The sequence below is a fragment of the Ignavibacteria bacterium genome, assembly GCA_025612375.1.
Taxonomy (GTDB): domain Bacteria; phylum Bacteroidota; class Ignavibacteria; order Ignavibacteriales; family SURF-24; genus JAAXKN01.
Genome location: JAAXKN010000007.1, coordinates 149,959 through 162,597, shown reverse-complemented (window position 1 = coordinate 162,597; position 12,639 = coordinate 149,959). Strand labels below are relative to the sequence as shown.

General features: G+C 44.8%; 7 protein-coding genes. 6 read left to right on the top strand and 1 reads right to left on the bottom strand.

All coding sequences use genetic code 11. The features are described from left to right. Positions 1-110 precede the first annotated feature (110 nt). The 4 genes from HF312_07455 (at position 111) to HF312_07440 (ending at position 4,896) form a co-directional block, all read left to right on the top strand. Entirely contained in the window at positions 111-1,616 is a 1,506-nt protein-coding gene (locus HF312_07455; protein ID MCU7520040.1) for a DUF2851 family protein, read from the top strand. Between the two features lie 232 nt (positions 1,617-1,848). After that, positions 1,849-2,640 (top strand): SDR family oxidoreductase, encoded by a 792-nt coding sequence (locus HF312_07450; GenBank protein ID MCU7520039.1) that lies wholly within the window; start codon positions 1,849-1,851, stop codon positions 2,638-2,640. 105 nt (positions 2,641-2,745) lie between these two features. Next, positions 2,746-4,302, top strand: coding sequence for an FAD-binding protein (locus tag HF312_07445; GenBank protein ID MCU7520038.1), 1,557 nt, complete (start codon positions 2,746-2,748; stop codon positions 4,300-4,302). Between the two features lie 78 nt (positions 4,303-4,380). Continuing rightward, a complete protein-coding gene (locus tag HF312_07440; GenBank protein MCU7520037.1) occupies positions 4,381-4,896 on the top strand; it encodes a thioredoxin family protein in 516 nt (171 codons plus the stop codon). Between the two features lie 408 nt (positions 4,897-5,304). Here HF312_07440 and HF312_07435 read toward each other — a convergent pair whose 3' ends face one another. Further along, positions 5,305-9,045 (bottom strand): alpha-amylase, encoded by a 3,741-nt coding sequence (locus HF312_07435; protein MCU7520036.1) that lies wholly within the window; start codon positions 9,043-9,045, stop codon positions 5,305-5,307. 327 nt (positions 9,046-9,372) lie between these two features. On the opposite strand from HF312_07435, the gene mutS reads away from it, so the two are divergent. Together mutS and HF312_07425 are read left to right on the top strand one after the other, a co-directional pair. Beyond that, positions 9,373-11,964: a DNA mismatch repair protein MutS gene (gene mutS / locus HF312_07430; protein ID MCU7520035.1), complete on the top strand. Its 2,592-nt coding sequence runs from the start codon at positions 9,373-9,375 to the stop codon at positions 11,962-11,964. Positions 11,965-11,991: 27 nt separating this feature from the next. Further along, complete coding sequence (locus tag HF312_07425) at positions 11,992-12,639, top strand: DUF1684 domain-containing protein (protein MCU7520034.1); 648 nt, start codon at positions 11,992-11,994, stop codon at positions 12,637-12,639.

Sequence of the window (12,639 nt, the reverse complement as noted above, 5' to 3'; positions counted from 1 at the left end):
TCGGCTCATTTTTTGTTTGTACAGCTAGATATTAAGAAATAAATTTATATATTATATAGTCTCAGGTTCTCATATAGCATCCGAATCGATCATAAAATTGAGGATATCATATGAACCGTGTTACTAAAGTCACTGAAAAAGCTCTTTATGAAGTCTGGAAGTCTGAAGAGTTAAAGAAGCTTATAAACACCATTGACGGCGAATCCGTATTTATCATGGATACGGGATTCCACAACACAGACACTTCAGGCCCTGATTTCAAGAACGCACGAATACGCATAGGTAATCTCACATACGTAGGGGACGTAGAGATTGACCTTGACGTCAGCGACTGGCGTAATCACGGCCACTTTCAAGACAACAAATATTCCAGCGTCATACTTCACGTAGTATTAAACAACAAGCACCGCCATCCCTTCGTTTACAGCTCAGATAAAAGAAAAATTCCAGTACTCTGCATTACAGATTTTATAAACAACAGTCTGTCGCTGGAGGCTTTTGAACAGGCCTCACTTGAAGCCGAATCGGGAATCAACCATTTAAGGTGTTCGCAGAAAAGCCAGAAGGTAGAGAACAAATTAAAGATCGATTTTCTTTATAACCTTGGCATCTCGCGTTTCCGCAAGAGGTGCGACAAGATTTATACAAGGCTAAAGGAGCTGGCTTATGTAAAGGAGATGGACTTAAAGGAGCCGGTAATTGGCTACGATCTGACAGAAGAGTTCCAGGCAAGGGAGTTTTCATACAAGGATTTTAAGGCAAAAGACCTCTGGGAGCAGCTTTTTTACGAATTCCTCTTTGAGGCTCTTGGTTATTCAAATAACAAGGCTATTATGCTGAGGCTTGCGCAGTCGGCAAACATAAAGTTTTTAAGGGCGGTTGTCTATGAGGCAAATTCACTTGAAACCATAAGGGCGTGCCTGTTTTACATATCGGGGCTGATTTCACCTGAGAAAACGTACGCCGACGGGGAGATATCTGATTATGTATCAAATACACTTAAGATCTGGGATACGGTAAAGGACCGGTACGACGGGAAGGTATTCTCGGATGTAAACTGGCACTTTTTCAAGTTAAGGCCGCAGAACTTCCCCACAATCCGTCTTGCAGGCGGGGCTGTACTGCTTCACAGGATCATGTTTGAGGATATAATAGGCAGGATGATAAAGAAGTTTGAGGAGATAAAAAACAAGGAAGTGCTCCTGCGTTCGGTTAAGTCGCTTTTCATTGTGCCCTCGGACGGTTTCTGGAAGAAGCATTATGTCCTGGATAAGCCGACTGAGGATGAGATAAAATATTTCATCGGGGGTTCCAGGATAGATGACATTCTGATTAACATTGTGCTTCCTTTTGTATCGGTCTATTCAGAAATTTACGGCAACAGGGAGCTTTCAAGGCACATATTTCAGATATTTTCCTCATACATTCAGCCGGATAACAACAACATAGTAAAGACCGTAGCCAGTTCGCTGCAGGTTGAAGACTCGTGGAAAAGGAGCGTCCTTTCGCAGGGGATGATTGAGCTCTTCAGGAATTTCTGTTCCCGTGACAAGTGCCGGGAGTGTGAAATAGGTAAAGGGCTGGAGGAAGGGAAGGAATTAAAAATTAAAAATTAAAAAGTAAAAATAGGGAAGAAGAAGGCAAGGATGCGGCGGGGGGGCTCTCTGACGGATTTCATATCTCAATTCTTAACTACTACGGCTCACCATTGATTAAAGGAAGGCTAAGAAAGACAATTTGACTTCCTTTAATATTTCCAATAATCTTAAATTTTATTATAATATTCTGATGCAATCCCAGGTTGCAAAGCGTTCCTTTTAAATAATTGAACAAAAAAGAGAGAACTATATGGATTTTCAGTTAAAAGACAAGACAGTACTTGTGACAGCTTCCAGTTCAGGGATCGGGCGGGCAGTAGCAGAAACTTTTGTGCAGGAGGGCTGCAACGTTGCTATATGCGCGCGTTCAAAAGAAACGTTAATTAAAACTGCAGATGAGATAAAGAAGGCCTACGGCATTGAACCCTTATGGTGTGTCTGCGACATTAATGCGGCAAAGGATATAAGTGCAACAATAGACGTAGTGAATAAGAATTTCGGGCACATTGACATACTGGTTAACAACTGCGGGGGGCCTGTTGCAGGAATTTTTGAGAACCTTAATGACGAGGACTGGCAGGGGGCATTTGAACAGGTCCTTTTAAGCGTTGTCAGGTTCAGCCGCAGTGTGCTTCCTATGATGAAGGAACGGAGGTGGGGGAGGATCATTAATATTACATCAGTAGCGGTTAAGCAGCCCCTGGAGAACCTCATGCTTTCAAACAGCCTCAGGAATGCGGTAATAGGATTTGCAAAGACCCTCAGCAATGAGGCAGGTAAGTACAACGTAACTGTAAACAACGTTGCCCCGGGCTACACGCTTACAAACAGGCTTTATGAGCTTTCTATAAATAAGTCGAAGCTTACGGGTGAAAGCCACGAGCACACTCTGGCCGAGATGGCCAAGGAGGTGCCTCTTACGCGCCTGGCCAGACCTGACGAAGTTGCCTCGGCAGTTGTGTATCTGGCAAGCGAGCAGTCGGGCTACATAACGGGCAACACTATACAGGTTGACGGCGGCCTTTATAAAGGGATTTACTAGGGAAAGGTTTAGAAAGTCAGGTGTAATAGTGTAATAAGAACGAATCAACTGATTCTTTTATGAATTATTAGTACATTTGACTTTCTTTTATAAAAAACGATCAAAATGATAAAAAAGCTAGAACTTGCAGTTGAACCGGAAAAGATTTTAGACAAAGATTACATAAAAAAAGCTGCCTCTGAGAAACTTCACGTCAACATTCAGGAAATTACCGCGGTAGTTCAGGAAAGGCGTTCGCTTGATGCCAGAAGCAGAAGGCCTGTTTACAGGGTTACGGCAACAGTATTTCTAAATGAGACCCCGCCTGAGGTCTATCCCCGCATAAATTACGAGCCGGTCAAAGGGCAGAAGAAGGTGATAATAGTTGGATTCGGTCCTGCCGGAATGTTTGCAGCCTTAAGGCTAATAGAGCTAGGAATAAAGCCGGTTGTGCTTGAAAGGGGGAAGGACGTACAGACAAGGAGGCGCGACTTAAGGGCGGTACAGCAGTTCAGCCAGGTGGATCCCGACTCGAATTACTGTTTCGGGGAAGGGGGCGCCGGCACATACAGTGACGGCAAGCTCTACACGAGGAGCAACAAAAGAGGCGACATAAAAAAGATACTGGGCGTTCTGGTGCAGCACGGTGCGGATGAAGGGATAATGATTGAGGCCCATCCGCACATTGGAAGCAACAAGCTTCCCAGGATTGTTCAGGCAATAAGAGAGACTGTAATAAATTCCGGCGGTGAGGTTCACTTTAATTCCAGGGTAACTGATTTTATAATCAAAGAAGGCAGGATTCTGGGCGTTGTTGTAAACGGGAGAGAGGAGTTTCTGGCGGACGCCGTAATTTTAGCCACGGGGCATTCGGCAAGGGACATATTCTATCTTCTGGATAAGCACAGACTTACAGTTGAGGCCAAGCCTTTTGCCATGGGGGTAAGGATTGAGCATCCGCAGAGGATTATAGATGAGATTCAGTATCACTCGAAGGAGAGAAGTCAGGCGCTTCCTGCGGCAAGCTACAGCCTTACCTGTCAGGTGGAAGACCGCGGGGTATTCTCATTCTGCATGTGTCCTGGAGGCATTATAATTCCCGCATCAACAAGCCAGGAAGAGATTGTATTAAACGGTATGTCGGTCTCGAGGCGGGATTCGAAATTTGCCAACTCGGGTTTTGTTGTAACTGTAAACGAAGAAGACTGGGCAAAATATGCCGCATACGGACCTTTTGCAGGCTTACAGTACCAGATGGAAGTTGAAAGACTGGCATTTGAAGCTGGGGGCAGGACACAGAGGGCGCCGGCGCAGAGGGTGACAGATTTTGTAAAAGGGAAAATATCCGCCACACTGCCTGAGACGTCCTACATTCCGGGGATTACCTCGTCTGCGCTTCACGAAGTGCTTCCAGGCGAGATTTCAAAACGCTTAAAAGGTGCTCTTCTGGAATTCGGGAAGAAGATGAGAGGCTACTTTACGGAAGAGGCACAGATACTGGCTGCCGAGACCAGGACGAGTTCGCCCGTAAGGGTGCCGAGGGACAGTGAGTCGTACATGCATATAAATCTTAGTGGTCTTTTCCCGAGCGGGGAAGGGGCCGGGTATGCCGGTGGCATCGTATCGGCTGCAATGGACGGGGAGAACTGTGCAGAAAAAGCGGCCAAATATATAAAAATATAATTTGTCCTAAATTATCAAATCGGTTATCTTTGTATAGTTAAAAGCTGTGGAATTGATTCATAACATAGAGGAGTTAAATTGAAAAACATTAAAGTGGTATTATTTGCTCTAGTACTATTTGCTCTTTACGCAACGGGTTATGCACAGGAAGGCAAAACTAAGAAAGTGGAGAAGAATACTTCAAATGTGGAAAAGTTTGATCCCAAGAGGGATGCGGCAAAGGACCTGGAAAACGCTGTAAAGGAAGCAAAGGAATCTGGAAAGAACATTCTTCTTGACGTGGGAGGCGAGTGGTGCCCGTGGTGCCGTGCCTTAGGAAAGCTCATGTCGGAGAACAAGGAGATAGCAGATCACCTGAAAACAAATTATGTAGTGGTAAAAGTAAATTACAGTCCTGAGAACAAGAATCAGGAAGTGCTTTCAAAGTTCCCCAAGATCCCGGGATATCCGCACCTTTTTGTGCTTGACAGTGAAGGAAAGCTCATTCATTCACAGGATACGGGAGTTTTAGAGAAGGGAAAAGGTCACGATCCTGAGAAGGTCATGAATTTTCTTAAAGAGTGGGCTCCCAAGAATGTAAAGAAGGCGAGCTGATAAAAAGAGATATTGATAATAAAGAGCCCTTAGAGATAAGGGCTTTTGTATTTTGGGGATTATATCCAGATGCCGCGGCCAGCGGTATGGTATTGATAGCCCAGGGTAACCAAATTCACCGAAGGTGAATGCGGAACTTGACATTAGTTTTGTTTTTCCCAATTTTCACAATTGCTATTGTTCCCTATGCGGGCTACTAGTAATTAGTCGAGGAATATTATGGATAAAAAATCATTTGAAAAACTTTTGGAAAGCGTGAAGCAGGGAAGTGCCATTCTTAAGGGTGAAATGAACGCAGGTGAGATAGTCACATATGTCATCTCCGGTACAAAGAAGAAAAGAGCAAAAGTTTGATAACCTTTTATAACTTGGCGGCTGAAGAGTTTGGGCTTCAGCCGCCGCAATATGTTAAACGGTTACTGTGGTGAGGTTCGATTTAAGGTTGTTGAGTTTGTATTCGGAAATGTCGGAAACCTCTTTTAAGTAACGGTTCATGTAATAGCTGTCCTTTATGTAACTGAAAAGGGCAGCGTTCTTGTCCGTTATATCTTCAAGTCCGCACAGGTAGCTCATTATCCTTAGCGTAAGGCGCCAGTTGCCCAGCTCTTCAAGGTTTTCTTTGCTGTAGTACCATTCGCCTTCAAAGTAGTTGACACCTATGTAGGATTTTACTTCTTCATCGCCAAGGAGCTTTTCAATCATCTCTCTTTCCTCTTTTTCATGCTCACTCCTGCCGTTAGAAGAAGCATCAGCTGATGCGTCGTAATTTGCTTTTGCATGAGTTTTGGGCGCCTTCTTTTCTTCTTCAGGAGTCGTCTGAAGAGTTCTTCTTGAAAGCGGGGACTTGTTCTTAAGCAGAACCCGGACAAGTTTTATAACCTGCTCCACTTCGTATGGGCTTCTGCCCAGGCGGTGCAGTATCTGCTTTAACGGATTTGTAAGGTACAGCTCGTCAAAAAGTTCAATAGTGCGGGATCCAGTGTCGTCTTTCTGCCTTAGTATACCTATGTCCTTAAGACTTAACCACAGGGCGTATATGAGCAGGTTCCTGGGGTAGTTGGATTCCCGGCTTAGCAGAAGGGATTTTCTGAAGTCGTTTGTAACGGGTTCATTTTCAACGATTACTTCGTTTTCAATCAATAGATCGTTAATGAATTTAATTGCGTTTAACCCGTTTGTAAAGTTACTGATCAGAACGGGCATGCTGCCGTCGGCCTGTATGTGGTCTCTTATCTGGTTTATAAAATACTCATAGCGTCCGATTATCAGCTTCAGCGTGTTTTCAGTATTCTTAATTTCTTTGTCCTTTATGAACAGGTCGGAAACGAGCTCAATGGCCCTGTTGTCAAAAAGATTAAGGAGAGCCTCATGTACGCCGGAGAGCCTTGCTTCAATTAAAGCTTCTTCGATGCTTTGGACCCCTGCTCCATTAAGGTTTTCCCAGATCTCCTCGTATTCTCCTGTCTGATCATATACCTCCCTGAAATCCAGGAATACATGATACTTAAAAGGCTTAAGGTGAATAAACAGGCCCTTTTCACCCATCTCACGCCCGAGCCTTATGTATTCCAGGTTGGTGACAAGATCGCGGTAGACGTAGAAATACTTGTCGTCTGTCCTTAAGCCCAGGGCAGGAACAAGGCTGGAATAAATTGTATTTCTTTCTTCTCCCACGCCAGTCGGTATGGACTTTCCGGTTGTGCGGTTAATCCAGCCTGTAGTTTCGGAAAATTTATTGTTGTATACCACAATTGCCTTTTCATCCCCGAACTTATTTGTATAGGCAAAGACATTCTGGTTTACATTGCCGTCGCTGGTATAGAAGTCGTAGAACCAGAAATTATCCACCTGGCTGAACATGTATCTTTTTTTCATGAGGGGGAATATTTCTCTTCTGTGGCGGTCGACCAAATACTCATTTACAAATTCATTATAGTAGGCTCTCTTATATTCCATGCCGTATTTCTCTGAGTAGCCCTCCACCTGTCCGTGCGCAAACATCGGCAGACCGGGAAGTGTAACCATTAGTGTTGCAACCCCGAAATACTTGTCGTCTGTTCCGAACTGTCTAATGGCAGTCTCCTCGTCGGGATTACTCATGAAGTTGACGTAGCGTTTTAATATCTCAGGGTTAAATTCAAGCGTGCTGGAGATAACCTTACGGTACTTTTCATTTTCCTCTTTCATCATCATGTGCATGAATGCGCTGTTATAGACTCTGTGCATTCCAAGGGTTCGCACGAAGTAGCCTTCCATGAGCCAGAATGCTTCTGCCAGCAAAAGCGTATCGGGCATCTCCTCATTAATCCTGTCTACAACTTCCCTCCAGAATTCCTTGGGAAAAAGCTGGTCAAACTCTTCCTGCCTTAAACCGTAGTCGCTGCGCGAGGGGATATCGCCCCCGGTGCCGGGCTGCGGGTACCACAGGCGGTGGAAGTGGCGTTTTGCAAGTGTCATTGCGGCATCAAAACGAATGATTGAAGTTTTTCTTGCAACGTGGAATATTGTCTGGATTACGGCCTCACGGACGTAGTCTTTAAGCAGATCCAGCTGCGCCGTATCGTTCCAGGGCATATTGGTACCGTCGTTGCCGTGATAGATATAGCGGACTTCGCCCGATCTGTTGTCAATTCTTTGGAAGACTACAGCGGCATCGGATTTTGACCAGTACCCGTCTTCAACTCTTATCTGAATGTTCGGGTCTTCCGACAAGTCGGGTCCCGTAAACCTGTAGTTAGGGAAGGGGCTGTAGGGGCTCTGTATAAAAAAGTCAGGGTGTTCAATAACCCATTTGGAATAGATTCCCATATGGTTCGGCACCATATCGCTTGCGAGCCTGATTCCTCTTTGGCGGCAGCGGTAGTTCAGGTTCTGGAAAGCGTGTTCTCCGCCCAGGTCGTAGGCAATAACGTAGTCGTATACAGAATAAGCCGAAGGCACAGCCTCTGGGTTGCCTGTGAGCTGTTTAATTCTTTGTGAGGCGCGGCTTCTTTCCCAGAGTCCAATGAGCCAGAGTCCGGTAAAGTTAAAGCTGGCCAGCATGTCGAGTTCCTCATCGGGTATCTGATCCAGGTGTGCAATATGCCTGGAGTATTTTCTTGAAAGCTGGTCGAGCCACACGTAGGCGTTTTTAGCCAGGAGTACCACCTGGGGCATCCAGTGCACGTCGGGCGTAAACTTTTCGCCTTCAAGGAAATCCAGGTGGGCGTCGCGACCGTATCTGTAGCCCGATTTACCCAAAGTAAGTGAGTCCAAATCCCCGGCCCCCGCTTTATAGCGCGGTACAGCCGTTGGGGCACCGCCTCCCGGACCCCATGCGCCAAGTCGGTAGTCTTCCTTTATCATGTCCACTCCTCTCAGGAGCTTATCCAGGTAGCGTAAATCGAGAATGATTGACCATCGGTTTGCTATAAACTTAAGCTGTTCTTCCAGGCTTTCTGGGTTAGCCACAATGGGAGTTCTTAAGAGGTCAAAAATGGGCTGGTCGTCCGGCCCGTACTTTTTCTCATTTAAGAAGAAGTCCTCAAGCTGGTTTATAATTTTTGTATAAGGAGTAAGCACCATTAGCTCCTCGTCCGAAAAGAGCTCCTTCAGGTCCCTGTTTGCGGGGTTATAGTTAGCAAAGAAAAGGAGAATCATCTCCTCAAGAACCACTTCGGTGTTCGGCTTGCCGTCGTGGTAGTCTCTCAGGTACTCTTCCGGGTCCTGGTTATTCTTATAGACTTCCATAGGCGGGAACTGTCTGACAAAGCTTAGTAGTGTACGCCTGAGCTCTTCTTCGCCTGAAAATTTTTTTACGTGTTCAACAGCGCGCTTAAAGACCTCCGGGTTAGCCTTTGTTTCATACTGGCGCAGTATGAAGTGGTATATTTCATCGAGCAGCCCCATGGCGTTTATCTGTCCGGCCTTCACCGAATTTTCCGGAGTCCGTTTCTCATTTAATTTCTGGGCGAAAATGCGGGAGGCGTGAAAGTTAGCAAAGACAACATTCCCGTTAAAAGAGAATATTGATTCATCAAAATTATATTTTTCCCTTGCTCTTTGCGAGATATGGAATTCATAGCCTTTACTGATTTCCTGCATTTTACCCTGTAAAGCGTGATGAAGCACGTGAATTGGGATATTCAAAGTCCCATCTTTTTTCTGCATAAATATCCTGTCCCTTGTAATTAGAAGAAAATAAACGACGTCTTTAGACGATGACAAACAAAAATTATGCAGTCTTTTGCATAAGACTGCATGGCTGCTAATATATCAATTAAGCAACCCCTGAATGAAAATCAATTAACAATAAATTACCAAAATCTTAATAAAGTATCTATTGTTAATTATTCATGAAAGGATCCCGGGTGAAAATGAAAAGATAATGTGATCAAAGGAGAATATATCCATAATAAAGGAGCTAAAAATTGATATTATTAGCATATTAAAGTATATTTTTGGATAAAAAATAAAGGTTTTATGTCAACCCCGTTAATGTCGCAATATCACAAGATAAAGGAAAGTCACCCGGATACGATACTCCTTTTCAGGGTAGGTGATTTTTTTGAAACGTTTGAAGAAGACGCAAAAATTGCATCAAAAGTGCTGGGAATAACCTTAACCAGGAGATCAAACGGAGCATCCGGGGATACACCGCTGGCGGGTTTTCCATTCCATGCCCTGGATGCATACCTGCCCAAGCTTGTAAGAAGCGGCTACAGGGTTGCCGTCTGCGAGCAGATTGAGAACCCCAAGTTTGCAAAGGGGATTGTAAAAAGGGAAGTAATTGAAGTTGTTACGCCGGGCGTTGCGCTTTCGGATAAGCTTTTAGACCATAAAAGAAATAACTATCTGGCTGCCCTCTGCCTTAAAGACGGGATGGCGGGCATATCGTTTTGCGACATTTCGACGGGTGAATATTTTACCTATGAAGTTTCCGCGGACACCATACTAAGCCAGCTGGAACTGATAAGTCCCGCGGAAATACTCATTCAGAAAAAGGATAAAGAGGAAGTCCAGAGGCTGACCGAACGCTGGAGCCAGTCTGTAAGGTTTACAAAGATGGACGACTGGATCTTTAATTTTGAATACTGCCGCGACAACCTTTTAAGCCACTTTAAGACCGTAAACCTGAAGGGGTTCGGCATAGACCATCTTACTTCGGGTATCATTGCTGCGGGCGTTATACTGCAGTACCTGCAGGATACGCAGAAGGTTAACCTTACGCACTTAAACAAAATTTCGAGGTATAACCCCTCGGAGTTTATGATGCTCGATTCTGCTACGAAGAGGAACCTTGAGATCACATACACAATGAATGACGGGGCCCGCGAGGGATCTCTTATTTCCATAATGGATAAGACTGAAACCGCAATGGGCGGCCGCATGCTTAAGAAGTGGATATCGGCGCCATTAAGAAAGCTGGAACCTGTACTGCAGCGCCAGGAATGCATAGAGGAGTTCGTGGGGAATAAGGCATTAAGAAACGGTCTGACCTCAGAACTTAAAGAGGTAGGGGATTTAGAACGTCTTATTTCAAAAGTCTGCACTGGGAAAGCCAACCCGAGGGAAATAATAAGCCTCAAGAATTCGCTGAAGAAAATTCCGGTAATTAAGGAATTCTTAAACCAAGTAACTTCTCCTGTATTATGTAAAATATCCTCACGCCTGGAGAGCCTGGAAAAAACGGTCACTCTGGTCGAAGAGGCCATTTCCGAATATCCGCCACTTGCCTTAAATGACGGGGGTGTGATTGCCTACGGGTTTAATCCCGAGCTTGATGAGCTGAGGGACTTATCCAAAAACGCAAAGAGCTGGATTGCGAACCTGCAGAAAAGCGAGAGGGAAAGAACCGGTATTTCATCGCTTAAGGTCAGCTACAATAAAGTTTTCGGCTACTACATTGAAATAAGCAACGCGAACTTAGGCAAAATACCGGATGACTATATCAGGAAGCAGACGCTTGTAAACGGGGAGAGGTATATTACTCCGGAGCTTAAGACATACGAAGATAAGATCTTAAATGCTGAGGAGAAGATTGCCGACCTGGAGTATCAGCTTTTTAATGAGATCAGGCAGTCGGTATCTCTTCAGGCTGAAGCCATACAGATGAATGCGCAGCTCATTGCAATGCTCGACTGCTACTTATCCTTTGCCGAGTGTGCCGTTCAGTACAACTATGTAAAGCCAGAGGTAAATGAGTCAGATATTGTTGATATTAAAGACGGGCGCCACCCGGTGGTGGAAAGGATACTCAGGCCGGGAGAGAAGTTTACGCCGAACAGCTACCATCTGGATAATTCCGAAACACAGGTAATTGTTCTTACCGGTCCCAACATGGCAGGCAAGTCTGTGTACCTGAGGCAGCTTGGCCTTATTGTGCTCCTGGCGCAGGTGGGATCATTTGTCCCTGCACGTGAAGCCTCAATAGGGCTTGTGGATAAGATTTACACACGTGTTGGTGCAAGCGACAACATATCGGCAGGCGAGAGCACATTTTTAGTTGAGATGCAGGAGGCTGCAAACATTCTTAACAATGCAACGAGCAAAAGCCTTATCCTGCTTGATGAGATCGGGCGCGGCACGAGCACCTTTGACGGAATTTCAATTGCATGGGCAATAACAGAGTATCTTCATGAAAACCCGGACCTTTCGGCAAAGACACTTTTTGCAACGCACTACCATGAACTAAATGAAATGGCGACGATATTCCCGAGGATTAAAAACTTCAAGGTCGAGGTAAGGGAATACGGCGATAAGGTAATATTCCTTCACAAGGTTTCGCCCGGCGGGGCAGACCACAGCTACGGCATCCAGGTGGCACAGATGGCGGGGCTGCCGGAGTTTGTTACAAAAAGGGCTAAAGAGATACTTGAGAACCTGGAAGGAAAAGAGCTCACCCCGATGGAGGTCAAGAAAGCACGCCTGGCCAAGATGAAGGCCAAAGATGAGATGCAGTTAAGCTTTTTTGAAGTGAAAGACGATTCCATAAGGCAGGCCATCTCGGATCTGGAGATTGACAATATTACACCCGTTGAGGCGTTAAATAAGCTGAATGAGCTGAAGAAGAAAGTTCAAGGAAATTAAAAATTAAGAAATAAGAAAGAGTTTATAATGGCGGTGAAATTTAAGTCAAGGTACATTCTTGCAGCTGCTCTTATACTGGCATCTGCTCTTGTGACTTTCCGGCTCGGCGTATTTTCAAGGCATTATACACCGGAGGAAAAACGGTATATTGCTGAAGTTGAAAATATGAGGCAGAAGAAGGATCATGAGATGCAGAACGATCCGCAGTCACCGTTTAACTTCAAAGGGAAGGTTCATTTTGAACCTCTGAAGTACTTTGACGTGGATCCGTCGTATGTTTTTAAGAGCAAGCTGTATGAATATGAAAATAAGGATACGGTTACTGTCTTCGGCACAAAAGGGGAGCCCAGGAAGGCCGTAAGGTTTGGATATATCTCGTTTATTTCAGAGGGCAGAAAAATTAAAATGAATGTTTACAAGGGAGTTACACGTACGGGGCAGGAATACTACAGCATATGGTTTACCGACCGTACTACAAATAACGAATCATACGGAGTTGGGCGTTATCTGGATTTTGAGAAAGTGGACAATCCGGATTATATTTATACAATTGATTTCAACCAGGCATACAATCCATACTGCGCTTACAGCCCTAATTACAGCTGCGCTGTACCGACAAAAGATGATTACGTGGATATTGAAATAAAAGCCGGGGAAAAAAAGTTTCATAATTAA

Bases quoted from the DNA above. Each gene is read 5' to 3' on its own strand.
- HF312_07455 (MCU7520040.1), top strand. From the start codon at position 111: ATGAACCGTGTTACTAAAGTCACTGAAAAAGCTCTTTATGAAGTCTGG.
- mutS (MCU7520035.1), top strand. From the start codon at position 9,373: ATGTCGCAATATCACAAGATAAAGGAAAGTCACCCGGATACGATACTC.
- HF312_07445 (MCU7520038.1), top strand. From the start codon at position 2,746: ATGATAAAAAAGCTAGAACTTGCAGTTGAACCGGAAAAGATTTTAGAC.
- HF312_07425 (MCU7520034.1), top strand. From the start codon at position 11,992: ATGGCGGTGAAATTTAAGTCAAGGTACATTCTTGCAGCTGCTCTTATA.
- HF312_07435 (MCU7520036.1), bottom strand. From the start codon at position 9,045: ATGCAGAAAAAAGATGGGACTTTGAATATCCCAATTCACGTGCTTCAT.
- HF312_07450 (MCU7520039.1), top strand. From the start codon at position 1,849: ATGGATTTTCAGTTAAAAGACAAGACAGTACTTGTGACAGCTTCCAGT.